The 25,226-nt window shown below is 74.1% G+C and carries 22 protein-coding genes; 10 read left to right on the forward strand and 12 right to left on the reverse strand.

Going from position 1 to position 25,226, the window contains the following annotated elements; translation table 11 throughout:
• Nucleotides 1–51: 51 nt before the first annotated feature.
• Entirely contained in the window at nt 52–720 is a 669-nt protein-coding gene (locus AB4039_RS23325; protein ID WP_442271725.1) for a hypothetical protein, read from the reverse strand.
• 6 nt (nt 721–726) lie between these two features.
• Complete coding sequence (locus AB4039_RS23330; protein ID WP_442271726.1) at nt 727–2,046, reverse strand: MFS transporter; 1,320 nt, start codon at nt 2,044–2,046, stop codon at nt 727–729.
• A gap of 503 nt (nt 2,047–2,549) precedes the next feature.
• Between AB4039_RS23330 and cseB the strand changes: the two genes are divergently transcribed.
• The 5 genes from cseB (at nt 2,550) to AB4039_RS23355 (ending at nt 8,653) form a co-directional block, all read left to right on the forward strand.
• Complete coding sequence (gene cseB / locus AB4039_RS23335) at nt 2,550–3,302, forward strand: two-component system response regulator CseB (RefSeq protein WP_442271727.1); 753 nt, start codon at nt 2,550–2,552, stop codon at nt 3,300–3,302.
• Nucleotides 3,303–3,307: 5 nt separating this feature from the next.
• A complete protein-coding gene (locus AB4039_RS23340; protein WP_266844806.1) occupies nt 3,308–4,672 on the forward strand; it encodes a sensor histidine kinase in 1,365 nt (454 codons plus the stop codon).
• A 176-nt stretch (nt 4,673–4,848) separates the two neighbouring features.
• Nucleotides 4,849–5,646: an ABC transporter ATP-binding protein gene (locus AB4039_RS23345; RefSeq protein WP_266844808.1), complete on the forward strand. Its 798-nt coding sequence runs from the start codon at nt 4,849–4,851 to the stop codon at nt 5,644–5,646.
• Between the two features lie 72 nt (nt 5,647–5,718).
• A complete protein-coding gene (locus tag AB4039_RS23350; RefSeq protein WP_442271728.1) occupies nt 5,719–8,268 on the forward strand; it encodes an ABC transporter permease in 2,550 nt (849 codons plus the stop codon).
• Nucleotides 8,269–8,407: 139 nt separating this feature from the next.
• A complete protein-coding gene (locus AB4039_RS23355) occupies nt 8,408–8,653 on the forward strand; it encodes a hypothetical protein (RefSeq protein ID WP_266844811.1) in 246 nt (81 codons plus the stop codon).
• Between the two features lie 80 nt (nt 8,654–8,733).
• On the opposite strand, the gene AB4039_RS23360 is transcribed toward AB4039_RS23355, so the two are convergent.
• The 3 genes from AB4039_RS23360 to AB4039_RS23370 all read right to left on the reverse strand — a co-directional run bounded on the left by AB4039_RS23360 (nt 8,734) and on the right by AB4039_RS23370 (nt 11,810).
• Complete coding sequence (locus tag AB4039_RS23360; RefSeq protein ID WP_442271729.1) at nt 8,734–9,780, reverse strand: alpha/beta hydrolase; 1,047 nt, start codon at nt 9,778–9,780, stop codon at nt 8,734–8,736.
• Nucleotides 9,777–11,396, reverse strand: a complete 1,620-nt coding sequence (locus tag AB4039_RS23365) for a PQQ-binding-like beta-propeller repeat protein (protein WP_442271730.1) — start codon at nt 11,394–11,396, stop codon at nt 9,777–9,779. The genes AB4039_RS23360 and AB4039_RS23365 overlap by 4 nt, the downstream gene beginning before the upstream one ends.
• A gap of 90 nt (nt 11,397–11,486) precedes the next feature.
• Nucleotides 11,487–11,810 (reverse strand): plasmid stabilization protein, encoded by a 324-nt coding sequence (locus AB4039_RS23370; protein WP_266844815.1) that lies wholly within the window; start codon nt 11,808–11,810, stop codon nt 11,487–11,489.
• A 179-nt stretch (nt 11,811–11,989) separates the two neighbouring features.
• Here AB4039_RS23370 and AB4039_RS23375 point away from each other — a divergent pair, with 179 nt between their 5' ends.
• Nucleotides 11,990–13,105, forward strand: a complete 1,116-nt coding sequence (locus AB4039_RS23375) for a cation diffusion facilitator family transporter (protein WP_266844816.1) — start codon at nt 11,990–11,992, stop codon at nt 13,103–13,105.
• Here the strand turns inward: AB4039_RS23375 and AB4039_RS23380 are convergent.
• Nucleotides 13,087–13,572, reverse strand: coding sequence for a DUF6328 family protein (locus tag AB4039_RS23380; protein ID WP_266844817.1), 486 nt, complete (start codon nt 13,570–13,572; stop codon nt 13,087–13,089). The genes AB4039_RS23375 and AB4039_RS23380 overlap by 19 nt on opposite strands.
• Nucleotides 13,573–13,784: 212 nt before the next feature.
• On the opposite strand from AB4039_RS23380, the gene AB4039_RS23385 reads away from it, so the two are divergent.
• On the forward strand, nt 13,785–14,375 hold the full coding sequence (locus AB4039_RS23385) for a peptidase inhibitor family I36 protein (RefSeq protein WP_266844819.1): 591 nt from the start codon (nt 13,785–13,787) through the stop codon (nt 14,373–14,375).
• A gap of 58 nt (nt 14,376–14,433) precedes the next feature.
• Here AB4039_RS23385 and AB4039_RS23390 read toward each other — a convergent pair whose 3' ends face one another.
• Both AB4039_RS23390 and AB4039_RS23395 read right to left on the reverse strand, forming a co-directional pair.
• Nucleotides 14,434–15,024, reverse strand: a complete 591-nt coding sequence (locus AB4039_RS23390; RefSeq protein ID WP_266844821.1) for an HAD family hydrolase — start codon at nt 15,022–15,024, stop codon at nt 14,434–14,436.
• A gap of 38 nt (nt 15,025–15,062) precedes the next feature.
• Nucleotides 15,063–16,496 (reverse strand): FAD-dependent monooxygenase, encoded by a 1,434-nt coding sequence (locus tag AB4039_RS23395; protein ID WP_442271731.1) that lies wholly within the window; start codon nt 16,494–16,496, stop codon nt 15,063–15,065.
• 70 nt (nt 16,497–16,566) lie between these two features.
• Between AB4039_RS23395 and AB4039_RS23400 the strand changes: the two genes are divergently transcribed.
• Nucleotides 16,567–17,223 (forward strand): TetR/AcrR family transcriptional regulator C-terminal domain-containing protein, encoded by a 657-nt coding sequence (locus tag AB4039_RS23400; protein WP_266844824.1) that lies wholly within the window; start codon nt 16,567–16,569, stop codon nt 17,221–17,223.
• A gap of 16 nt (nt 17,224–17,239) precedes the next feature.
• Here the strand turns inward: AB4039_RS23400 and AB4039_RS23405 are convergent, their stop codons facing one another.
• A complete protein-coding gene (locus AB4039_RS23405; RefSeq protein ID WP_442271732.1) occupies nt 17,240–19,735 on the reverse strand; it encodes an MFS transporter in 2,496 nt (831 codons plus the stop codon).
• 71 nt (nt 19,736–19,806) lie between these two features.
• Nucleotides 19,807–20,871 (reverse strand): chitinase, encoded by a 1,065-nt coding sequence (locus tag AB4039_RS23410; protein WP_266844826.1) that lies wholly within the window; start codon nt 20,869–20,871, stop codon nt 19,807–19,809.
• 368 nt (nt 20,872–21,239) lie between these two features.
• Here AB4039_RS23410 and AB4039_RS23415 point away from each other — a divergent pair, with 368 nt between their 5' ends.
• Nucleotides 21,240–21,542, forward strand: a complete 303-nt coding sequence (locus AB4039_RS23415; protein WP_442271733.1) for a muconolactone Delta-isomerase family protein — start codon at nt 21,240–21,242, stop codon at nt 21,540–21,542.
• A gap of 28 nt (nt 21,543–21,570) precedes the next feature.
• Here the strand turns inward: AB4039_RS23415 and AB4039_RS23420 are convergent, their stop codons facing one another.
• On the reverse strand, nt 21,571–22,047 hold the full coding sequence (locus AB4039_RS23420) for a hypothetical protein (RefSeq protein ID WP_442271734.1): 477 nt from the start codon (nt 22,045–22,047) through the stop codon (nt 21,571–21,573).
• Between the two features lie 411 nt (nt 22,048–22,458).
• On the opposite strand from AB4039_RS23420, the gene argG reads away from it, so the two are divergent.
• The gene (argG, locus tag AB4039_RS23425; protein WP_266844830.1) at nt 22,459–23,907 is read left to right on the forward strand and encodes an argininosuccinate synthase; all 1,449 of its coding nucleotides are present in this window, start codon (nt 22,459–22,461) and stop codon (nt 23,905–23,907) included.
• A gap of 143 nt (nt 23,908–24,050) precedes the next feature.
• Here argG and AB4039_RS23430 read toward each other — a convergent pair whose 3' ends face one another.
• Nucleotides 24,051–25,175 (reverse strand): PP2C family protein-serine/threonine phosphatase, encoded by a 1,125-nt coding sequence (locus AB4039_RS23430; protein WP_266844831.1) that lies wholly within the window; start codon nt 25,173–25,175, stop codon nt 24,051–24,053.
• Nucleotides 25,176–25,226: the final 51 nt, after the last annotated feature.

A 25,226-nucleotide genomic window follows, 5' to 3' on the forward strand; every position in this document is an offset into this window, starting at 1 on the left:
CCACCCGGCCGCGGCACGCCGCCTGCGTTTTCGCCCGCCGGCCTGCGGCGGTCAGGGAGCGGGGGCCGGGGCCGGGGCGGGCGTCGACCGCGCTCCCCCGCCCTTCCCCCTCACCGGCCCCCCGCCGCGACGGCCGGGCCGGAAGCCGAGAGCGAGGGCCGCCGCGCCGGCGAGCGCGAATCCCGCCGTCCAGAGCGCGCCGACGTGCATGGCGTGGAGGAAGGCGCCGTCGGCCGCGGCGGCGAGCCGGGTGTCGTGCGTGACGGCCGCCAGGTGCCGGGCGAGCTCGGCCGAGACGCGCGCCTGTTGCCGCAGCGGATCCGGGAGGCCGGTCAGCGAACCGTCGACGGAACGGCGGTAGACGATCGCGGTGATCGTGCCGCCGGCCGCGATGCCCAGCACGCYCCCCGTCTGGCGCAGGGTGCTGTTGACCGCACTGCCGGCGCCGGAGCGCTCAAGCGGCAGGGAGCCCAGGACCGCGCCGGTGACGGGGGCGATCACCATGCCGACCGCGGTGCCCTGGACGAGCATGACCGCCGAGTACCAGGCGATCGGTGTGGTCGCGTCGAACAGGGACACGCAGCCCATCGCCAGGGCCGCGACGGCCAGCGAGACCGAGGAGACGAGCCTGACACAGCTCCGGCCGACGAGCCGGACGCCGACCGGCGAGCCGACGACCACTCCGAGCGCTCCCGGGAGGCCGAGGAGCGAGGCCTGCAACGCCGATTACCCGCGGGCGCCTTGGAGGTAGAAGGCGAGGTAGAACGATCCGGCCGTCAGGGCCAGGAAGACCATCATGAGGGTGACGTTCCCGGTGGCGAAACGGCGCTGGGCCAGCAGCCGGGGGTCGAAACCGGGGTGCGCCATCCGTAGCTCCACGACGACGAAGGCCGCGATCAGCGCGATGCCCGCGGCGGCGCTCCCCCAGACGGCCGGCCGGCCGAAGGAGGCGTCCTGGCCGGCGCGGATCAGGCCGTACGCGAGGAGGCCGAGGCCGCCCGTCGACAGGACCAGCCCGGCCGGGTCGAGCCGGCGGACTTCGGGGCTGCGGGAGTTGGGCACGTAACGGGCGATGAAGCCGAGGCCGAGGAGGGCCACGGGCACGTTGACGAGGAACACCGAGCCCCACCAGAACGCGGCGAGCAGCACGCCGGCCAGGATCGGCCCGGCGGCGATCCCGACACCGGCGAAGGACGACAGCGCGGCGAAGGCCGCCGGCCGCTGTGCGGGCTCGAAGGTCCAGCCGACCACCGCCATGGTGGCCGGTACGAGGAGTGCGGCTCCGGCACCCATCACCGCGCGCCAGACGACGAGCTGGCCTCCCGGGCTACGCGTGGGCACGCGCCTCGTCGAGCAGGAAGTCCAGGAAGTACTCGGCCAGCGGTATGCGCGGGAGCGGCTCCAGGAAGAGGACCGACCCTGCGGATTCACTTCGAGCCAGACCGGCTCCCCGCTCGGGGTCAGCTTGATGTCGATGGCGCCCATGCGCAGGCCGAGCCCCCGCAGGACCGCCACCACCTTCTCCGCCGTCTCGTCGGGAACGGGCCACACGGAGATCGGGATGGTGAGGTCCGCGCGCCAGTCGAGTTTCTCGGTCTTCAGGAGAGCCGCGTACATGCGGTCACCGAAACAGTTCAGACGTACGTGTTCGTCCCCTTCGATGTATTCCTGGTAGATCGCAGGGCACGCCTCGAAGGATTCCATCGCGATCGAGGCCGGGTCTTCGAGGTACTGGGTGAAGAGCAACGGCCCCGACGTACCCACCACGGGTTTCACGATGACGCGACCGACCTGTCCCAGGAAATCCGCCACCTCATCGCGCGACTGGGTGACCGGGGTTCTGGGAACCCGGAATCCCGACCGCTGGGCGACAGCCATCTGGTACAGCTCGTCCGAAGCCCGGTCGGTCGCCTCGGGATGGGAGATCCACTTTCCGTGGAAGGCCGTACAGAGAATTCCTGTGAGCGCCCCACGACAATCGTTGTTGATGAGGTTCCGCTCGAATGCGTCCGCGTTGTCCTCGGTGGCCTTCTGAGCGGCTCGCACCCTTCGCCACCAGACCAATGAGGTCTCTTCCAGCGCGATTTCCCGCCCGTCCGAGGTGCGCAGCGTGGTCGGGAAGTATCCGTGGGAATCCCAGGAGAGGCTTTGTCTTCCACTGAGTCGATCGCATTCGACTAGTGGAAATCCCGGTATCCGCGCCATTCACATCCAGCCCATGCCTCCCTCCCGGCCCCGCAACTCCGGGCGGGTACGGACCGCGCGGACCCGCCGGCCCACCCGCACCGGTCCCCGGGTGGAGCCACCGCGCGGGCGGCGAAAGGAGTTTGACCGCGCGTATCCGGCGACGGTGGTCCGGCACGGGGCCCGCGTCCGCCGCCGGACCGGTTTTGTATCGGGCGTGTATCGGGAAACGCTTGGTCGTCCATCGAATCGGGGCCGCCCGCCGTGGGATGCGCGGACCACGTCCGGTGTCTGCCCTATCGTTCCCTTCAGGTCGCCGCCTCCCGGTCGCCGACCGCATCCGTCCCGACAGGAGCCGTCCGCCCGTGTCCGTGTCCACCCCCGCTCCGGCCCCCGCGCCTCCCGTGCGCGTGCTGCTGGTGGAGGACGACGAGCTCATGCGCCGGTCGTTCGCCGTCGCCCTGGAACGCTACGGCTACCGGATGCGGACCGCCGCCGACGGGCTGACCGCCCTGGAGCTCTTGCGCGACGAGGACTTCGACCTGCTGATCCTGGACGTGATGCTGCCCGGTCTCGACGGGATCGGGCTCTGCCGCAGGGTCCGGGAGACCAGCCTGGTGCCGGTCCTGATGATGTCCGCCCGCGGTGACGGGCTGGACGTCGTCGCCGGTCTGGAGGCCGGGGCGGACGACTACGTGGTCAAGCCCGTGGACACCTATGTGCTCGTGGCGCGCATCCGTTCACTCCTGCGGCGGGCGACCTACGCGCCCGCGCCGCAGCCCGCACGCCAGCCCGCGCCGGCCCCGGACACCGGGGCACCTGCCTGCGACGGACGGTCGCTCGTCTTCGGGGACCTGACCATCGACACCGGCGGCCTGGAGGTCTCCCTCTCCGGAAGCCCGGTGGCGCTCACCCCGACCGAACTGAAACTGCTGCTGGAGTTCGCCGCCCACCCGGGCATCGTGCTGGACCGGCACACCCTCCTGCGCGAGGTCTGGGACTACGGCTGGGACGGCGACAGCCGCGTCGTGGACCTCTGCGTGCAGCGCCTGCGGGGCAAGGTGGGCCGGGACCGGATCGAGACGGTGCGCGGCTTCGGCTACAAGTTCAGGCGCTGAGAGCGGTGCGACCGCTCCCCCGGCGACGGCCGGACCGCGTACCCCTGCGCTGGAAGATCGCCGCACTGGCCGCGGCCACCGCCTGCCTGGTCGTCGCCACGGTGGGCGCGATCGTGCACGTGTGGACCGCGGGGGACATCCGCGACCGGGCCGGAGCGCAGGCCCTCAACTCCCTCTACGCCGCCATGGACGTCCACCGGCGCACGGGAACACTCACGAACGGCGCGGCCCTCGACCCGGACGGGCTTCCCTCCTCCCTGCGCCACCTCACCGACACCACCCGGCACACGGCGTACGACGGACACGTCGACGGCAATCTGGGCCCGAGCGTCTGGGCCGCCGTGCGGACCGACGGTCCCGACGGCCGGGTGCTGGCCGTCCAGGTGAACATGGGCCCGGAGCTCCACGACCTGCAACGCCTCGATGTGACCATGGCGGTGGCCTCCCTGGCCGCCCTCGCGGCCGCCACGCCCGTGGCGTTCTACGGGGCCGGGCTGCTCGCCCGCCGGCTGCGGCGGGTCTCCGAGACGGCGGGGCGGATCTCCTCCGGTGACCTCGACGCCCGGACGGGGCCCACCAAGGGCCGTGACGAGGTGGCCGACATCGCCGCCACCGTCGACCTCATGGCCGACAGCCTCAGCCGACGCCTGCGCACCGAGCGCCAGTTCACCGCGGACGTGGCCCACGAACTGCGCACCCCGGTCGGCGGCCTGTTGGCGGCCGTCGACCTGCTACCGCCCGGCGAGACGGAGGACCTGCTCCGGGCCCGGGTGCGCGACCTGCGCGGACTGGTCGAGGACCTGCTGGAGATCTCCCGGCTGGACGCCGGCGCCGAACAACCGGTGCGCGCCCACGTGCCGCTCGGGGCGGTCGTCTCGGAGGCCGTGGCACGCACCGGCCTCGACACCCGGGTCACCGTCACCGGCCCCGGGGCGGCGGCCCGTACGGCGGGGACGACGGAGACCGCGGGGACCACTGAGCCGGCGGAACCAGTCGGATCGGCGGAACTGGCGGAACCACGGGGAACGCGAGAAACCGTGGAGACGGTGGAGACGGTGGAGACCGATCCGCGCCGCCTCGAACGGATCGTCGGCAACCTCGTCGTCAACGCCCACCGGCACGGCGCCGCCCCGGTCGAGGTCACGGTCGAGGGCCGTACCGTCGTCGTGCGCGACCACGGCCCCGGTTTCCCCCGGGACCTCCTCCTGGGCGGCCCCCGCCGCTTCCACACGGGTGCGGCCGAGCGCGGCTCCGGGCACGGCCTGGGCCTGACGATCGCCCTGGGCCAGGCCCGGCTCCTGGGCGCCGAGCTGCGGCTGGAGAACGCCCCGGACGGCGGCGCCGTCGCAACGGTGCTGCTGCCGGCCTGACACCCGGCCGGCCCCGGCGGGCCGCCGCCCCCGGCGCCCGCCCCGCCGGGGCCGGGCCGGCCCGCTACACGGCCGATACACAACGGAGCGGCGGCCCGTACACGGCCGCCCGGGCGCCGATACGTTCGCCGGACACCCTTCGAAGCGCACCGCAGCGCACCCGAAGAGGAGTCCCCGTGACCGCCGTCCCCCGTTTCCAGTCCGACCCGCTCGCTCCGCGCCCGACGACCGGGGCCGCCGTCGCGGCCGCCACCACCGACCTGTCGAAGGTCTACGGCAGCGGCGACACCCGCGTCGTCGCCCTGGACCGCGTCAGCGTCTCCTTCCGGGAGGGCGAGTTCACCGCGATCATGGGTCCGTCAGGCTGCGGCAAGTCCACCCTGATGCACTGCGCGGCCGGGCTCGACTCCTTCAGCTCCGGCTCCGTCCGCATCGGCACGACCGAACTGGGGAACCTGGACGACGGGCAGCTCACCCGGCTGCGGCGCGACCGCGTCGGATTCATCTTCCAGGCGTTCAACCTGCTGCCGGCCCTGACCGCGCTGGAGAACATCACGCTTCCGCTGACCGTCGCCGGACGGCGGCCCGACCGGCAGTGGCTGGACCGCGTGGTGTCGATGGTCGGTCTCTCCCAGCGCCTGGGCCACCGCCCCGGGCAGCTGTCCGGCGGCCAGCAGCAACGCGTCGCCGTGGCCCGGGCGCTGGTCTCCCGCCCCGCCATCGTCTTCGGTGACGAACCCACCGGGAACCTCGACTCCCGGGCCGGGGCGGAGGTCCTCGGCTTCCTGCGCGATTCGGTGAGGGAGCTGGGCCAGACGGTGGTCGTGGTCACCCACGACCCGGTCGCCGCCGGGTACGCCGACCGGGTGGTCTTCCTCTCCGACGGCCGCCTGGTCGACGAGATGGCCCGTCCCTCCCCCGAACGCGTCCTGGACCGGATGAAGGCGTTCGACAGCCGTACGCACACCGGCTGATCCGCGCTCCTCCCCGCTCCGCACCAGCCACCCGCTCGCGTCCGCCGAGCCCGCCCCCCAGGATCCGCACCCATGTTCCGTACCGCCTTGCGCAACGTGTCCGCGCACAAGGCCCGCCTGCTGATGACCGCGTTCGCGGTCATGCTCGGCGTCACCTTCATCTCCGGCAGTCTGATCTACGGCGACAGCATGAGCCGCGCCGCCAGCGCCCGTGCGACCGGCGGCTACGAGCGCATCGCCGTCAGCGTCTTCCCCGACGACTCCCGCGGCGCCGGTCCCGGCCCGGACGGCGGTGGTCCGCCCGGTGTCGACGCCGCCACCGTGGCGGCCCTGGCCAAGGTCGCGGGCGTCGCCGCCGCCACGGGACGGGTCGACGGCTTCGCCGCCGTCGCCGACCGCGACGGGCGCCTCCTCGGCCACGGCCCGTCCCACAAGGGCGGCAACTTCGCGCCCGGCGCCGACGGCAAGGACCCGGCCTACCGGTTCACCCGGGGTTCCGGCCCGACCCGCGACGACGGGATAGCCCTCGACGAGACCACGGCCGCCAAGGGCGGCTACCGCATCGGGGACACCGTGCGCGTCGGCACGAACCAGGGCGCCGCCTCGTACACGCTCAGTGGGATCTTCCGCACCGACGGGACCACCCGGCCCGCCGGGGGCAGCCTGACGCTGTTCACCGACGCCACCGCCCAGCGGCTCTTCCTGCAGCCCGGCCGCTACCGGAACGCCGACGTCACGGCGGCGCCCGGCACCGACGTACGGGAACTCGTCGGGCGGGTCGAGTCGGCGCTGCCCCCGGGCACCGGCGCGGCCACCGGAGCCCGGCTCGCCCGGATCCAGGCGAACCTCGCCACCCACGACAGCGACACCATGAGCCAGATCCTGGTGGGTTTCGCCGCCGTCGCCCTGTTCGTCGCCACCTTCCTCATCTCCAACACCTTCACCATGCTGGTCTCCCGGCGCACCAGGGAACTGGCCCTGATGCGGGCCGTCGGCGCCTCGCGCCGCCAGGTGCGCCGCGTGCTGCTGGCCGAGTCGCTCGTCGTCGGCGCGCTCGCCTCGGCGGCCGGCCTCGCCGTCGGCACCGGGGTCGCGGCCTTGCTGGCGACGGTCTTCGCCGCCGAGGACGCCCCGGCCGCCCCGCTGGTCCTCACCCCGGGCACCGTGCTCACGTCCCTGCTGGTCGGAACCCTCCTGCCCATGGCCGCCGCGTGGCTCCCGATGCGCCGGGCGATGGCGATCCCGCCCGTGGCGGCGCTCGGCGCGGCCGAGCCCGCGGAGCCGGCGCGGACCGGCTCCCTGCGCACCGGCCTCTGCGCCGCGCTGCTGCTCTGCGGTGTCGGCGCCGCCGTCTACGGGGCCCTCGACCCGGGGCGGGACGCCCGGACCGTCATCGGCGTCGGCGCGGCCCTCGCGCTGACCGGCGCGATCGGCCTGATCCCCTTGCTGGCCCGGCCGTTCGTGGCCCTCGTACGGCCGCTGCTGACCCGCCTCCACCCGGTGCACGGCACCCTCGCGGCCCGCAACACCGTGCGCGACCCCCGGCGTACGGGTGCCACGGCGGCGGCGCTCGCCATCGCGCTCGCCCTCGCCTCGGGCCTGTCCGTCCTCGGCGCCTCCGCCACCCGGTACCTCGACCGCGCGACCACCCACGACTTCACCGCCGACTACCTGGTGAAGCCCGCCGAGGGCGGCATGCGGATGACCCCGGACACCGCGGCGCCCCTCAAGAAGCTTCCGGGCGCCCGGTTCAGCCCGCTCGACCAGTCCACCGATTACCGTCTGGGCGGTGTCTCCTCCGTCCTGACCGGCGTGGACCCGGCCACCATCGGCGGGCTCCTGCGGTACGACGTGGTCGAGGGTTCCCTGGACTCGCTCGCCGAGGGCAGGATCGCCGTGGCCGACTTCAAGGCCGGTCCGGCCGGCTGGCGCGTCGGGCAGACCCTCCCCCTGGAGCGGGACGGCCGGCGCGGCAGCGTCACCATCGGCGCCGTCTACCGGGCGGACGAGCAGAGCAACCTGCTGCCCAGCATCACCGCACCCGACTCCCTCGTGGCCCGGTACGACTCCACCCCGAGCACCGCCGGCCTCCTCGTCGCCACGCCCGGCGGAGCGGGCCGGGCGTCACTGGGCGAGGTCACCCGCGCCCTCGGCGACAACCCCGCCCTGGCCGTCCTCGACCGGGCCGGCATCCGCGCCCAGGACAGCGGGGACATCGGCGACCAGCTCAACGTGTTCTACGCGCTGCTGAGCATGGCCCTGGCGATCGCCGCGCTGGGCGTCGCGAACACCCTCGCGATGTCCGTCCTCGAACGTCGCAAGGAGATCGGCACGCTGCGCGCCCTCGGCGTGGACCGCTCCGGGGTGAGCCGCATGATCCGCCTGGAAGCGCTGCTCCTCGGCGGACTCGGCGCGACGCTCGGCACGGTCCTGGGCGTGTTCCTGGGGTGGGCGCTCGGACGCACGCTCCAGGAGAGCGTGGCGGGCTACACGCTGGTCCTCCCCTGGGGGCGCCTGGCCGTCGGCGTGCTCATCGCGCTGGCGGGGGCGCTGCTCGCCTCGCTCTGGCCGGCCCGCAGGGCCGCCCGGATCGACATTCCGGCCGCGACGGCGGCGCAGTGACCCTTCGCGCGACGGCGGCGGGGTTTGCGGATGCCCTGCATTGGAGTGACATGCCGTATCCCGTGCCCCTCCGATGATGTTGAACCGGCCGACGCGCCACCTCATCGGCACGTCTTCCAGTGATCTTGTAGGAGTAGTCATGCGTATGCGCTCTGCCCTGACCGCCTCTGTCCTGGCCGCCGGCATCCTGCTGGGCGGGGCCGGCGCCGCCCTGGCGAACGACGGCGTCGACCTGGAGCAGTTCTCCGGCGGCCACTCCGCCTTCGCGTCCAACTGCTCGTCGGCCGCCGCCATCCCGGCCGCGTTCGGCCCCGTCTACACCTCTGCCTGCGCCAAGGAGGGCGAGAAGGAGTGGGCCGACTTCGCCCACCTCGGCGCCCACTGACACGCCGGCACCACCGCGGGGGCGGCCGACCACCACGTCGGCCGCCCCTGCGGCGTGCGGGCCCCGGACCCCGCGGTGGTCTACGGCCCTTCGGACGCGGGTGCGTGCCGCGCGAGGGTGCGGCGCAGCCAGCGGGTCCTGGCCTCGCGGGCGTCCCGGCTGAGGGCCGCCCGGGGTGCGAGGGTGTCGAAGCCGTGGAAGGCCCCCGGCCACACGTGCAGTTCGGCCTCGCCGCCGGCCTGCCAGATCGCGTTGGCGTAGGCCACGTCCTCGTCCCGGAAGGTCTCGGCCGAGCCGACCTCGACATAGGCCGGCGGCAGCCCGGAGAGGTCCGTGGCCCGGGCGGGAGCGGCGTAGGGCGGGAGGTCGGCGGACCCCTGCCGGTCGCCCAGCAGCGCCTGCCAGGCGGTCGTGTTGGAGGTGCGGTCCCAGGTGTCGACGCCGGCCATCTGGTGGCTGGAGAAGGTCCGGTCGCGGTCGTCGAGCATGGGGCACAGGAGCAGTTGCCCGATCGGGGCGGGTCCGCCCCGGTCCCGGGTGAGGAGGGCGAGCGCCGCGGCGAGTCCGCCCCCGGCGCTCTTTCCGCCGATCACGATGCGGTCGGCGTCGATGCCCAGCCCGGTGGCGTGCGCGGCCGCCCACACGAGCCCGGCGTAGCAGTCCTCCAGCGGTCCGGGGTAGCGCGCCCGCGGCGCGAGGCGGTACTCGACCGAGATGACGGCCAGCCCCAGCGGGAGGGCCCACGCCCGCAGCAGTTGCGGGAGCACGGACCACGCGTTGCCCATGATCATGCCGCCGCCGTGCATGTAGTACAGCAGGGGCAGCGGGCCCGCCGTCCCTGCCGGGCGGGCACTCACGAGCGTCACGTCGGGGTCGCCCGCCGCTCCCGGCACGCGCAGTTCGTCCACCTCGAAGCCGCCATCGGCCCGCAGGTCCCGCAGCGACGGCCTGGGCCGGGCGGCGGCGTCCCGCTCCTGCCGGGCCACGAGGTTGCCGGGGGTGAACGGCTCCCGCACGGCGTCCCCCAACGCGGCGAGGGCGCTGCCCAGTTCCGGGTCGAAGGGGGGCGCGGCCGGAGCCGGCCCGGGGCCCGGTCCGGGCTCGTACGCCCCGCCGACGGCGCTCACGCCGCACCCTGCCGTCCCGCGGGGGAACCGGCGCACTCCAGGAGCCGGCCGTCGACGGTTCCTACGAGCACGTGGCCCTGCGGTGCCACGACGAGGGACAGCGCCACGGTGGGCACGCCGTCGACCTCCAGCTCCCGGCGCCACCGCACGGACCCTTCCTCGGCGTCCAAGGCCACCAGGGTGCCGGAGGTGTAGGCCACGTAGACCGTCTCCCCGTCGGTGTCGAGCGCGGTCGCGGGGCTGTCGGTGCGGTACTGCCACCGCACGTCTCCGTTCAGCGACCGCCGTACGACGTAGGCCCCTCCGGGTTGCGGACCGTGGCCGTGGTGGACCTCGCCCGCGTACACCAGGGACCGTCCGATCTCGGCCGCGGGGCCGCCGAAATGGTGTTCCCCCGGAACCCAGGAGTGCGGGAAGAGCCGGCGCGGTGTCCCGTCGGCGCTCGCCGCCACGACCCACTTGTCCCGGTGCGGTTCGTCGGGGTCCGTTCCCACCAGGGCGTACGTACCGCTCGCGCGACGGACCGGGAACGGATGGTTGAACACGTCGAACCCGCCGACCTCCGGCCCGGCCACCGGGCCGGCCCGATCCAGCATCACCAGCCGTGCGGGGGGCTTCCGGGGCCCGTCCACCGTCCGCAGGACCGTCCGGGAGCCCCCCGCGAGCAGGACCGCGGGCTCGTCGGGGAGCAGGGTTTCCAGCACCTGCCCCGTGTCCAGGGCGATGCGGGTGATCCGGGCGGTCCCCGGGGACGGCCGCTTCCCGCGTCCCGCGCGAGAAGGGCCGCGTTCGACGTTGGTCCACAGGGAGGTGGCGTCGGAGGCCGGGAGGAGCTGCCGCCCGCCCGCCCCGTCCTCGACCGCCCACTGCCGCTCCCCCGACGGAAGCCACGACTCCGCACGGACCCCGTCCAGGGCCGCCAGGGCGCGGCCGTCCTCCAGGGCTTCGACGGCCCACACCCGGCGGCGTAGGGACCAGGTGCGGCCGGTCGCCGCCGCGAGGTCCGTCAGGAGCCCTCGGGCCTCCGCGCCGCGATCGGTCCGGGCGGCCGGCTCCGCGGGGGCGTCGTCCAGCTCCTCGGAGCCGATCGACCCCTTCCCCACCGCGCCCCAGTCGGCTCGCTCGACCACGGCCACGTGCCCCTGCTCGTGCGCGAGAGGGTTCTCCCCGTCGTCTTCGGGTGCCATCACCAGGCGCAGCGCCGTCCCGCTCAGCCACGTCGCGCCGAGCACTTCCCGCCGGTCGCCCAGGGCGGACACCACGTCGCCGGTGTCGGTGTCGAGGAGCAGCAGTTCGCCCTCGAAGGAGTAGCCGCCGTCGTAACGTCCCGTGCCGACGGCCAGGAGGGGGAGGACGGGGTGGAAGGCGAGCGAGCGCACTGGGTAGCGGGACCGGGCGAGGTGCCGGCACCGCAGGCCGTCCCGCTCGTAGACCCCGGCCCTGTGCCCCGTCCAGCCGGAGTCCGCGGTCGCGCCGCCGCTCCACTGGACGGAGCCCACGTCCCCGCCGACGGCGACCAGCCGCGAGGTCTCGTGGACGAGGGCCAGGGCCGGTTCTCCGATCTCGGCGAACGGACGGTCGCCGAGCACGCGGCGGACGAACGGCTCACGGGTCATGCAGGGTCCTCCCCGGGGTGGCGCGTGATCGTCCATGATCCCCGCGGCCGGGACGGACCGCCAACGGTTTCCGCCGGTGAAGGGGCGCGGTCAGTGGCCGAGCCTGCGTTTCAGTTCGGCCTTGTCCATGGTGGAACGGCCGTGCAGGTTGCGGCGCTCGGCCTCCGCGTAGAGCTGGTCGTACGTCGGCCCCCGCGCGCCGCTGTGGGAGTGCTTCCCGCCGCGCTCGGCCGAGGACATGTCCCGGAGCGAGAGTTCACTGGCCGTCTTCGACTCCCCGGCGCGTGCCCGTTCCTTGTTGACCGTGCGGGCGGCGATCTCCTTGGCGCGTTCGGTGCTCTCACCGCGCTTCTCCGCGCTCTCCTTGATGTGTTCGTACTGGCGTTCACGCTTGGGACTGGAACCACGGGGCATGGCCGCTCCTCGGACCGCAGGGAAACCGTCGGCGGGGCCGTTCCGTGGCCCCCGACGGCGAGGGCGAGGCGGCCGCGTCGGCCGCTGCCGCTGTGCCCGGCGCCTACCCCCGGCTCCGCACCGCATGCCCCTCCGGGATCCGCAGGTTTGCGGGCGCCGCCACCGAGCAGCCGCTCTGTATGGCGCAGACAACCGGCGGGAAGCCGCATGCAGGGCCAGGAACCGGTGCGGCCCGCGGCACGGAGGCGGCCGCGACGGCGGATCCGGCGGTGTCGGCGGACCCGGTCGGCACGCCTGACGCCGCCGGGACGCCTGATCCCGCCGCAACGGCGGACGCGGCCGCCCGGGACGGCGAGACGCGCCGGACCGTGTGGGTCGCCCTCGCGGCCAACCTCGTCATCTGCCTGGCCAAGGTCGTCGCCGGTATCGTCTCGGGCTCGCCGGCCCTGCTGTCGGAGGCGGCCCACTCGATCGCGGACAGCCTCAACGAGGTCTTCCTGCTGGCCTCCCTGCGGCGCAGCAGACGTCCCGCGGACGCGCGTCATCCCTTCGGCTACGGCATGGAGCGGTTCTTCTGGTCCCTGCTCGCCGCCGTCGGCATCTTCGTCACGGGCGGCTGCTTCTCGGTGTTCCAGGGCGTCCAGGCCTTCCGCTCGGGAGGTTCCGAGTCACACGACGGCTACGTCATCGGTCTGCTCGTCCTTCTCCTCGCCCTCGCCGCCGAAGGGGCCTCCCTCGGCCGGGCACTGCTCCAGGTACGCCGGTCCGCGCGGACCGAGGGGCGCGGGATGGCCGCCGAGATCCGGGCGAGCCGCGATCCCGCCCTGCGGACCGTGCTGGCAGAGGACGGAACCGCCTGCGTCGGCGTCCTCCTGGCCATCGCCGGCATCACCCTGCACCTGGTGACGGGGAACATCGCGTACGAGGCGGGCGCGTCCGTCCTGATCGGCCTCCTGCTCGTCTACGTCGCCTACGCCCTGGGCCGGGCCGCCCGCGTACAGCTGGTCGGCGAGGCCGCTGACCCCGCCTTCCAGCGGCAGGTGCGCGAGTTCCTGGTGCGGCAGCCGGAGATCGACACCGTCGCCGCCATGCTCACCATGCGGCTGGGGCCGGACTCCGTCCTGCTGGCCGCACGGATCGACCTGACGCCGGGGTACGACAGCGAGACCGTCGAGGACGCGATGGTACGGATCCGGTGCGAGGCGCGCGGTCGCTGGCCCGGGCTGGACCAGGTGTTCCTGGACGTCACCGACGCGGCCGCCGCGCGCGGGCGCGCTCACCGCTCGGACGTGTAGCGGATCCGCGCCCACAGGGGCAGCACGAACCAGCACAGCAGGTACCAGGTCAGCACCCCGCCCACGATCCAGGGCACGAGCGCGTTGTGGGTGGCGACCCGCAGGACGAGCAGCAGCGCGGCGGTGCAGGTGGCCAGGAGCAGGACGAGGCCCGTGGAGATCAGACGCGCGGCCCACAGCACGGCCTCCGGTTTGATCCGCCGGCCCGCGACGAGGCGGTGGAAGGCCACCGGGCCGATGAGCGCGCCGGTCGCCAGCGACCCCAGGACCACGGTGATGATGTAGATCGCCTTCTCGGTCTGCGCGAGCCCCGCGAAGACGGGGGTGAAGGCGACCGTGAGCAGGAAGCCGAAGAGGATCTGGACGCCGGTCTGGGCGACGCGGATCTCCTGGAGGAGGTCCTGCCACTGCCGGTCCGCGCGCTCCTCCACGGTCTCGTTCCGCCCGGCCCTGGTCTCGTGGGGCATGACGCCTCCCTCGGACGCCCGTCGCTGCACGCCTACCCCGCAGCACGCGCCCCATGCCCGGAGCGCGGGACCGCACCGGCCGCGCGGGGTGGCGGCCCGCGCCGTGCGCGCGGGGACAGGAAACCGTGCGCTCCGCGACAACGCCGGACCCGGCCGCGCGGGTGACAGTGGTCGCCCACGACCCGAAGGTCCGCGTTCGGAGAGGTGACCCAGTGACAGAGCACAGGACTCCCAGGCCCACCGAGTGGGCGAAGGCCGTCATCGCGCTCGTGATGACGGTCCTCGCCCTGGTGGCCACGACCGGCACGGCCGGAGCCGCCACGGGCCGGGACTTCTCGGCACAGGCCCGGAGCCTCGGGCTGAGCGGCGCCCAGGCCAGGAGCCTCCAGGACAGGGCCGATGCCTACCTGGCCGGAACGGGCGGCACCCAGGTGGCCGCCAACAAGATCGTCCTGAAGGGCGGGGCGGGGGTGCTCCTCCTCGCGCTGCCCGGAGAGCGGCGGGCGCGCGACCTGGACGCGCCCCGCGACACCCGTGGCGCGTCCGCCGTCCCGTGCCCGTACAACTACGTGTGCGCGTACAGCCTGCCGGACTTCACGGGCGACCAGGTGATCCTCTACTACTGCGACACGCTGGTCCGCATCACCTGGAACACGACCGGCTCGTGGATCAACAACCAGAGCGCCGTGGACCACGCGAAGTTCTACGACCGGAACAAGAACCTCGGCTGGACCTCACCGGGCGGGTACAGCGAGGACCGCAACGCCCCCTGGGCCTGGGTCTGGTGGCTCAGCGCCTGCTAGCCGGTACGCGTCCGACGGGACGGCGCGCCCTACGGTGCGGGGCGTCGGGGCGCGTCGCTCACCCGAGGCGGGGTTGCGGGACGCGTACGGACGCCATGCCCGCCGCCGTTGCGGCCTGGATCCCCAGGTCGGTGTCCTCGAAGACCAGGCAGTGCTCCGGCGGGACGCCGAGGTGACCGGCCGCCCTGAGGAACGCCTCGGGGTCGGGCTTGGCCCTCGTGTAGTCGCCGGCGCACACCAGCACGTCGAACGAGTCGAGGAGGCCGAGGACGGTCAGCGACGCCGTGACGGAATCGCGGGTGCTGCCGGACACCACGGCCGTCGGTACGCGCCCGCGGGAGTCCTCGATGTGCGCCAGGATTCCCGGGACCGCCGTGAGCTGGGGCAGGAGTTCCCGGTAGAGGTGTTCCCTGCGGTCCGCGACGGCTGCGACCGGCATGGACAGCCCTTGGGCCTCGTTGAGCGAGGCGATGATGTCCGCTACCGGCCGGCCTCCCCAGGCGTAGAAGAGGTCCTCAGGAAACGTGCAGTTCCACTCGCCGAGGGCTTGCGTCCAGGCCCGGTAGTGCAGGGGCATGGAGTCGGCGACGGTGCCGTCGCAGTCGAACAGGTAGGCACGGAACTCGCCGGGCGGCAGGGGGATGATCACCGGTTCAGCCTATAGCGCCCGGGGCGGGACGGGGCGGCCTACAGGCCGGTCCGGGCCGCGTACCGCGTGGCGCCCGCGGCCGTGGCGCCCGCCCAGCCGACGTAGCCGTCGGGCCGGACGAGGAAGAGGCCGTCCCCGTACGCCGCCTGCGACGGCGCCCGCACCGTGCGGACGGTGGGCAGTGCCGGCAGGGCGTCCCCCGGTGCGGTGCCCACGGCCAGGAGGGTCCAGTGCGGGCCCCGGAACGCGTCGAAGAGCCGTCCGCCGTGGCCCGCTTCGCCGTCCGGCGCACGGTCGCCCGCGCGCACCGCGTCCTCGGGCAGGTCCGTACGGGTCTCCACCGCGAGGGACGACTCCCGGTAGCCCAGGCCCAGTTGGCGGGTGGCCGCACCGCGCCGGGCCTCTCCCCGGTGGATCCGGGTGGACAGGCCGAGCATCTCGGCGGCGACGGGACGCCGTTCCTCCTCGTAGGTGTCCAGGAGGGACTCGGGCGCGCGTCCGCCCAGTACGGCGCCGAGCTTCCAGCCCAGGTTGTACGCGTCCTGGACGCTGGTGTTGAGCCCCTGGCCGCCCGCGGGCGAGTGGACGTGCGCGGCGTCCCCGGCCAGGAAGATCCGCCCCTGCCGGAAGGCGTCGGCCAGTGCGGCGCGCGGCCGGAAGTCCGAGGCCCAGCGCACCTGCGTCACGGCTTCCGGGGCGAGGTGCGAACGGGCGGCGACGACGGCCCGGACCCCTTCGGGGGAGAGGTCGATGTCCGCGCCTTCCGGGAACTGCGCCGTGAGCTGGAAGTCCCGCGTCCCGGCGAGCGGGCAGAGCGCGAGGTACCCGCCGCCGCCGGCGGCGGGCGGGAAGACGTGCCAGTTCTCGCGGTCGAGGCCGTCGACGCGGACGTCGGCGACCAGGACCGGGTTGGGGTCCACGGTCTCGCCGGCCATGCCGATGCCGAGCGCCCGCCGCACGGTGGAGCGGCCGCCGTCGGCGGCGACGGCGTAGCGGGCGCGCAGCGGCGGGCCCGCGGCGAACTCCGCCGTCACCCCTTGCGCGTCCTGGGTGATGCCCACCAGCTCGCGGCCGAAGGCGACCTCACCGCCCAGTTCCGCGAGGCGGGCGGCGAGGATCTCCTGCGTGCGCCACTGCGGGACCATCCAGGGCTCGCGGTACGGCGAGTCCCCCGTCTCCTCGCTCCCGTCGAACATCCGGTGCTCGCCCCGGCGCACGCCGTCCTGCCAGATCGCCGCGACCGGGTACGGACCGCCGGCCGCGCCGATGGCCTCCCCCACGCCCAGGTCGTCGAAGACCTCCCGGGTACGGGGCTGGACGCCCTTGCCGCGCGAACCGGGGAAGAGGCCCTCGGCCCGTTCCACGACGAGGGCCCGCACACCGCGCCGCGCGAGGTCCACGGCGAGGGCGAGGCCGGTGGGACCCGCACCGATGACCAGTACGTCCCGTGCGTCGTATCCGTCCTTGTGCATGACCTTCTCCTTAACGCTGTTAAGTTCCGTCGCCGCACAGCATTGACTTAACGCTGTTAAGCTGTCAAGCGTGACGACCCGGAAAGCTCCCCGACTCGACAAGAAGCAGGTCGTGGAGACCGCGCTGCGGCTCCTCAACGAGACCGGCCTCGACGGCCTCACCCTGCGCGCCATCGCCACGGAGCTGAACGTCCAGGCACCCGCCCTGTACTGGCACTTCAAGGGCAAGCAGGAGCTGCTCGACGAGATGGCCACGGAGATGTACCGCCGGATGGCCGCGGACGCCGACGCGCGGCTCGCCCCCGGTGCCACGTGGCGGGAGCGGCTCCTGGCGGGCAACCGGAGCCTGCGCGCGGCCCTGCTGGGGTACCGCGACGGCGCGAAGGTCTTCAGCGGTTCCCGCTTCACGGGCACCGAGCACGCGGTCCAGCTGGAGGCGAACCTGCGCGCCCTCGTCGACGCCGGTTTCACCCTCCCCCAGGCGGTCCGCGCCACCTCCACGGCCTACTTCTTCACCCTGGGCTTCGTCACCGAGGAACAGGGCGTGGAACCCCTGCCGGGGCAGCGCCGGGAGGGCTACGACATCGACGAACGCGCCGCCCGGCTGGCCGACCACCCGCTCGCCGCGACCGCCGGCGCCGACCTCTTCCAGGACTACGACGAGGGCTTCGAGGAAGGCCTGGACCTGGTTCTGGCAGGCATCGCGGCCCGCTACGGCGTCGACTGACCGCGCTCCCCGCGGGTCAGGGGCGGACCTGCGCTCCCCCGGACGCCCCGGGCGCCTTGACCTTGATCGTCAGCCCGGCGACGAGGGCCGCCAGCAACAGGAATCCGCACGCCCACCAGACGGTGAAGGGGGAGGCGAGCGCCTGGTCGTCGACGTGGACGAGGCCGCCGAGCAGCACGGTGCCGAGGGAGACGCCCATGTGCTGGGCCGCGGCGAGGGCGGCCGAGGCCGCGCCGGAGTGCTCCTCGGGGACGGCTTCGGTCATGACGGCGAGAACCGGCACGAGGGCCGCGCCGGCGCCACAGCCGGCGAGGAGCATGCCGGGCAGCACCCAGCCGGCGTACCCCGCGTCGCCCGCCCTGGCGAAGAAGAGGAGACCGAGGGTCGTGGTCAGCAGACCGCCGACGATCAGTACGCGGGGCGCGACGCGGTCCAGGAGGCGGGCGGAGACCTGGGTGGAGCCGAGGGCGACGGCGGCGACCAGCGGCAGGAGGAGGGCCCCGACCATCTCCGGCCGGTAGCCGAGGTAGGGGCCCAGACAGGATTCGAACACCGGGACGAGGACGAGGAGGCCCGCGCCGGCCAGGACCGAGGTCCAGAGGCAGCCGGTGCGGCCCGGAGCCCTGAAGAGGTACGGCGGCAGGAGGGGATCCGGCGTCCGGGTCTGCCGCCTCAGGAAGGCCGTGAGCAGGATGACGCCGAGCACGAGGGAGGCCGTGACGGGGGGCACGAACCCATGGCGGCGGTCCAGTTCGCCGAAGCCGAAGGTGAGGCCGACGAGGCCGCCGGCACCGAGCAGCACGCCCGGCACGTCGAGGCGGGCACCGGGGCGGCCCGGACGGTCCGCCGGCAGACCGCGTGCGATGACGGCCGCGATCACGGCGAAGAGGGCGCCCGCGAACGGGGACCAACGCCGCGATACGTCCTCGACGAGCACTCCCACCAGCAGTACCCCGAGGGCGGAACCGCTGCCGACGACCGCGGCGTAGATCCCGAGGGCCCGGCGGCGCGCGTTCGGCTCGGTGGAGCCCGCGACCACCAGGGCGAGGGCGGCCGGCAGCAGGAACGCCGCGGCGCCGCCCTGCAGGGCGGCGGCACAGATCAGCACGGCAGGGACACGGGTCAGGCCGCCGAGCACGGCCGCCGTGGCGAACCCGGCCAGGGCGACGAGCATGACCCGCCTGCGGCCCACGAGGTCCACGACGCGTCCGCCGAGCGGGAGCAGCCCCCCGAGGGCGAGGAGGTAGACGCAGAAGACCACGTACAGGCCGTCGGAGGAGAGGCCCAGGTCGGCCCGGGCCGACCGGAACACCGCTCCGTCGAGCACCACCACCAGCTGCGCCATGGAGGCCGCCACGAGGCTCCGGCGCCGTCCGGCGGGCGGGGCCGACTGGTCCCGGGCGGTGGCGGCGGGCACCCCCTGCACCGGGACGCCGACCGGGCTCGGGGCCGGACCGAATCCGGGCGGGGGACCGGCCGGGACCGGGAGGGCCGGGGCGTACGCGGGAGGTGTGTGCGGGGACCGCGCCCGCGGGTCGGGCACGGGCGGCGGCGCGACGGGTGTGAGGGCAGGGGCGGCAGGGGCGGCCGGGGCCACCGCCTCGGCGCGCCGCGCGGGGGCGTAGTCCAGCAACCGGGCCGCATGACGGCCGAGTCGGGCCAGCACCGGGCCCGGCAGCCACTCCGTCGCCGGGTCCGTCGCCGTATGGGCGGCCACCTCCGCCGGGGTGGGCCGCCGGGCCGGGTCCTTGTCCAGGCAGGCGCCGACGAGTTCGGCCAGCGCTTGCGGTACACCGGTCAGGTCCGCCTCCTCCTCGGCCACCCGGAAGAGGTGGACGTTGAGGCCCGTGTCCCGGGCGCCGAAGAGGAACCGGCCGGTGGCGGCGTAGACGAGGACGGCGCCCAGGCAGAAGACGTCGCTGGCGGGGGTGAGCGCCAGACCGCGGACCTGCTCCGGCGACATGAAGCCCGGAGAGCCGATCAGCATGCCGGTGCGCGTGTGCAGGCTGTCCCCGCCCAGGCTGTCCATCGCGCGGGCGATGCCGAAGTCGATGACGCGGGGGCCGTCGACGGTGACGAGGACGTTGGACGGCTTCAGGTCGCGGTGGATCAGGCCCGCCCCGTGCACGGCCCCGAGGGCGAGGGCGAGCCGGTTGGCGAGGACGTGGACCGAGTGTTCGGGCAGCGGACCGAAGTCCCTGGCGACCACCGTGTGCAGGTCGGGTCCCGGCACGTACTGCGTCGCGACCCAGGGCACGGCGGCCTCGGGATCGGCGTCGAGGACCGCCGCCGTCCAGCTTCCTCCCACCCTGCGCGCCGCCGACACCTCGCGGGCGAAACGCCGGCGGAACTCCGGGTGCCCGGCGTACTCGGCCTGCACGACCTTGACGGCGACGGTGCGCCCGTCTTCGGAGCGCCCGAGGTAGACCAGGCCCATCCCGCCCGCGCCCAGCCGGGCGATCAGACGGTACGGACCGATGCGCGCCGGATCTTCGGCGATCAGCTGCTCCACGGAAGTAAGATAGTGCAACTCTCCAACCGTGGAGCCCCCTCGGGCAAATGTCACGCCCGGGGGGCACGCGGTCAACGGCCTTGCAGCGCCCGCACGTTGTCGCCGAAGGTCCAGTTCCTGGATCCGTCCCAGTTGAGCGACCAGGTCATCAGCCCCTTGAGCCGGCCGCCGTAGGGGCTCCACGCCTGGGAGACCAGGCTCGGCGGCATGTAGCCGCCGCCCGCGCCCGGCTGGGCCGGCAGCCCCGGCACCTGCTTGTCGTACGGCACCTTGACGGTGGTGTTCTGGACGACCAGACCGCGGTCGAGGCAGTCCGTCTGCGCCGTGAAGCCGGCGACGGTACCCGCGGAGTAGGAGTCCCCGGAGCAGCCGTACATGCTGCCGTTGTAGTACTGCATGTTCAGCCACCACAGCCGGCCGTTGTCCGCGTACTTCTTGACGATCGGGAGGTACGCGCCCCAGATCGAGCCGTAGGCCACGCTGCCGCCGGTGACGTACGCCGTCTCGGGTGCCATCGTCAGGCCGAAGCCGGCCGGCATCCGGGCCAGCACGCCGTCGATGATGCGGATCAGGTTGGCCTGTGACGCGGACAGCCGGGTGATGGAGCCGGAGCCGACGAGGCCGGTCTCGATGTCGATGTCGATGCCGTCGAAGTTGTACTTCTGCAGGAGGGGCACGATCGTCGCCACGAACCGGTCCGCGACGGCACTGGAGCCGAGGTCGATGCCGGCCGCCGCGCCGCCGATGGACATCAGCACGGTGAGGCCGTCCTGTTTGGCCTGGCACATCTCGGCGGGGGTCGGCACCTTCACGGTGCTGTCCATGCCGTCCTCCCACAGCACGGTGCCGTCGGAACGGATGACCGGGAAGGCCGCGTTGACGACGTTGTAGCCGCGGGCGCGGATGCGGGCGTCGGTGATCGGTATCCAGCCCAGGGGCGGGTGGACCCCGTTGGCCGAGCCGTCCCAGTTCTCCCAGTAGCCCTGGAGGACCTTGCCCGCGGGCCTGGACTTCACCGGGCAGGTGTCGGCCGCTGCGGGCGCGGCGGGGGGCGGTGCCGCCGCGGCGGCGGGTAACTGCGCGAGGAGCGCGGCCGCGAGTCCCGCGCCGAGCAGGCGGATGGTCCGGCGGATCATGGAGTGGGCTCCCTTCGTGCCGTTCCGCGCGGGTGCCCTGGGCGCCCGCGGCGGGAGGACGGGGCTGAGTGGGGGGAGGAGCGGGGTGGGCCGGAGTGCGGAGCGGGCCGCGGGAGCGGTCGCCGGCGGAAAGGGGTCCGGCGGCGCGGGCGGCCCGTTGCGCCACAACGTAAAGTTGGTCCAGACCATCCGTCAAGAGCGCCGGCACCGACCGGATCCGCGGGGGCCCGGACGGGAGCGGAGGCGGGACGGGGAGCGGGCGGTCGCGACGCGGGGCTCTCCCCCGGACGGCCGGTACCCGACGGCACGCGCGCCGGCCGGGGCGGCCGTAGTCTGTTGGCCGACGGCCCCGCGGAGGAAGAGGGAGCATGCGCGAGTTCCTGGTCGAGATCACCACCACCATCCCCGAGGGAACCGACCCGGCCCTCGTGGACGAGCGCCGCGCCGCCGAAGCGGTCCGGGCCCGGGAGCTGRCCGCCGCAGGACACCTCGTACGACTGTGGCGCCCCGTCGGTGAGCTGCGGAGCATCGGCCTGTGGCGGGCCGCCGACGAGGCCGCGCTACGGGAGGAGGTGCTCGGCACGCTGCCGCTGCGGGCGTGGATGACCCACGCCGTCACCCCCGTCGAGCCCCACCCCAACGACCCCGGCGGGCCCGCGTCCGCGTCGTGACCACGGGCCCGTCCCCCCGGGCCGTGGCTCAGGAGGGCCAGACGACCACGCCGTCCCGGACCGTCAGGGGGGTGGGCGGGCGCTCCTCGTGGAAGCGGGTCCAGCCCAGGTCGACGCCGCCGTCGTGGCGGCGGTGGGCGTCGGCCGCCCAGGTGGCGAGCCAGGCGAGGAGCTCACCGGTGCGTTCGAAGCCGTCGGGGTGGATCTCCTGGCGGCTGGTCAGGGCCCAGGTGCCGCGTCCGGTGCGCTCCCGGGGGAGCAGGAGCGAGACGAGGGCGCCGCCGATCGCGTACGCCTCGCCCCGCTGGGCGAGCAGGGGCTCGGGGTGGTTCTCGACGACCGGCCGCCCCTCGTCGTCCTCCACCACCCAGGGGAACTCGGTCACGATGCGGAGCGCCTCCGGTTGCGGGCCCAGACCGAGGTGCCAGCGGAGTTCGGCGAGTTCGGGTTCCGGCGGGTCGGCGCGCAGGTCCAGCGCCAGCATGAGTTCGAAGACATCGGCCACGTGGGCCCACGCTAGCCTCCGCCGGGCGCCCGCGCGGGGCCGCCCCCCGTCCGGCGGCGGGCTCGTCGGCGGTGGTGGGGCGCGGGGGCTCCGTCACGGGTGGGGGCCGGGGTGGTCACCTCGTGGCCGATGCGCCCTTCGGCGGGTCGGCATGGTCGAGCGGGACGTCGAGGTGGCCGCACCGCATGGACGCCGGGCCGCCGCAGGGGCCGGCCGCGGATGATCACTGGTGGGCCGGCGGGGCCCCGTGGGCGCGGCGCGCCGGTCGCGGGGACGCATGTACGAGCGGCCCCTGCGTCCAGGGCTCCGACCAGGCACGCAAGGGCCCGGCACCGCCCCCGCGGACCGGTTCCGGAAAGTCCACCCCGACGCCGCGTTGCATGACCATGCGCAGTGCTGCATAATCTTCCCATGTCTAAAGTCCTCACGTCCCTTCCCGCCGGCGAGCGCGTCGGCATCGCCTTCTCCGGCGGGCTCGACACCTCGGTCGCCGTCGCCTGGATGCGCGACAAGGGCGCCGTCCCCTGCACGTACACCGCCGACATCGGCCAGTACGACGAGCCCGACATCGCTTCCGTGCCCAGCCGCGCCTCCGCGTACGGCGCCGAGATCACCCGGCTCGTCGACTGCCGTGCCGCCCTCGTCGAGGAGGGCCTGGCGGCGCTCGCGTGCGGCGCGTTCCACATCCGGTCGGGCGGGCGCCCGTACTTCAACACCACGCCGCTGGGACGTGCCGTGACCGGCACGCTGCTGGTGCGCGCGATGCTCGAAGACGGGGTGCAGATCTGGGGCGACGGCTCCACCTTCAAGGGCAACGACATCGAGCGGTTCTACCGGTACGGGCTGCTCGCCAACCCTCACCTGCGGATCTACAAGCCCTGGCTGGACGCCGACTTCGTCACCGAGCTCGGCGGCCGCAAGGAGATGTCCGAGTGGCTGCTCGCGCACGGGCTGCCGTACCGGGACTCGACGGAGAAGGCGTACTCCACGGACGCCAACATCTGGGGCGCCACCCACGAGGCCAAGACGCTGGAGCACCTCGACACCGGCATCGAGACCGTCGACCCGATCATGGGCGTGCGGTTCTGGGACCCGTCGGTGGAGATCGCCGCGGAGGACGTGACGGTCGGCTTCGAGCAGGGCCGCCCGGTCACCATCAACGGCAAGGAGTTCGCCTCCGCCGTCGACCTCGTGATGGAGGCCAACGCGATCGGCGGCCGGCACGGTCTGGGCATGTCCGACCAGATCGAGAACCGGATCATCGAGGCCAAGAGCCGCGGCATCTACGAGGCGCCCGGCATGGCGCTGCTGCACATCGTCTACGAGCGCCTCGTCAACGCGATCCACAACGAGGACACCCTGGCCGCGTACCACAACGAGGGCCGGCGCCTCGGCCGCCTCATGTACGAGGGCCGCTGGCTGGACCCGCAGGCGCTGATGATCCGCGAGTCGCTGCAGCGCTGGGTCGGCACCGCCGTCACCGGCGAGGTGACGCTGCGGCTGCGGCGCGGCGAGGACTACTCGATCCTCGACACCACGGGCCCGGCGTTCAGCTACCACCCGGACAAGCTCTCCATGGAGCGGACCGAGGACTCGGCGTTCGGCCCGGTGGACCGGATCGGCCAGCTCACCATGCGCAACCTCGACATCGCGGACTCCCGCGCCCGCCTGGAGCAGTACGTGGGGCTCGGCCTGGTCGGCACTACCCACCCGACGCCGATCGGTGCCGCGCAGGCGGCCGCGACCGGGCTGATCGGCGCCATGGACGAGGGCGGCGCCGAGGCGATCGCCTCCCGTGGCGAGGCCACCGACGAGGAGACGATGCTGGACCGTGCCGCGATGGAGTCCGGCACGGACTGACGGACGACCGGCCGACGGACCGACGGACCGCCCCCGGGAGGGCCGGCCGGCTCCGTACGGCCGGTCACCCGTCGTACGCGCGTCGGCGGCCGCCGCCCCGGTGGACTTCGTTCCGCCGGGGCGGCGGCCGTTCCGCGTCCGTCTCAGGGCGGCCCGAGCCGCTGGATGGCGACCATGGCCGCGTCGTCCCCCAGGACGCCGCCGGCCGCGTGGCCGAGCAGGTCGGCGCGCAGGTACTCCAGCAGGGCGTGCGGGCCCGTCCCGGTCCAGGCCGAGGCCCGCTCCGTCAGCGGGTAGAACGTCCCGTCCCGGTCGCGGGCCTCCATGACCCCGTCCGTGTAGAGCAGGACGATGTCCCCGGGCGCCAGGGGGAAGGTCTGCGCGGTGGCCCGCGCGTCCACCAGCCCGGCCAGGCCCAGCGGCGGTGCCGGATGCTCCACCTCCAGCGCGGTGACCCGGGGACCGTGGAACAGCAGCGGTGGCGGATGGCCGCAGTTGATGAGGTGCAGGGCCCGCTCGTGGTCGGGGAGGTCCAGGACGGCGGCGGTGACGAACCCCTCGCCCGGGTCGTCCGGAGAGCCGTCGGGCACCCGCGACCCTTCCGGGCCCGGGGCCACGGATCCGTCCAGGTAGGCGACCAGCCCCGACAGGTCGGCCTCCTGGTGGGCGGAGGCGCGGAACGCCCCGAGGACGAGGGCGGCGTCCCCGACCGCTTCCAGCCCCTTGCCGCGGACATCACCGATGATCAGTCGCGTTCCGCGGGCCGTGCGGGCGACTGCGTACAGGTCTCCCCCGATCTCGGCCTCGGCCTCGGCGGCGAGGTAGACGGATGCCAGGCGCAGCGGGCCGATCCGCTCGGGGAGCGGCCGCAGCACCACCTGCTGCGCGGCCTCGGCGACCGAGCGCAGTTGGATCAGCTCCTTCTCGTGGACTTCCCGCAGGTGGGCGAAGAGCGTCACGATCACGGAGATGAGGATGAGGGCGATGATCTGGAAGGTGTGGTTCAGGTCGGTCAGGCTGCTGCGCACCGTCGCCGTCACCGCCTGGGCGACGACGGCGACGGCGCCGACGGCCGCGGTGGTCCAGGGGCCGGCGAACGACGCGGTGACGGCCGGGGCGGCCACCAGGAAGGGCCCGAGGTGCACCTCGGGCGGGGCCAGGATGTCGACCACGGTCACGATGGTGATCAGCGCGAGCGGGACCGCCAGGAGCGCGTTGCCCTGCTCCCCTGCCGGATGACTGCTCGCACGTGGGCGCCCAAGGTGCATCCCTCCTGCATACACCGCCCCGGCCGGGGGCCGCGTGGCAGTTCTGGAGTC

It is taken from the genome of Streptomyces sp. M-16 (genome assembly GCF_052114405.1).
In the GTDB taxonomy this organism is placed as follows: domain Bacteria; phylum Actinomycetota; class Actinomycetes; order Streptomycetales; family Streptomycetaceae; genus Streptomyces.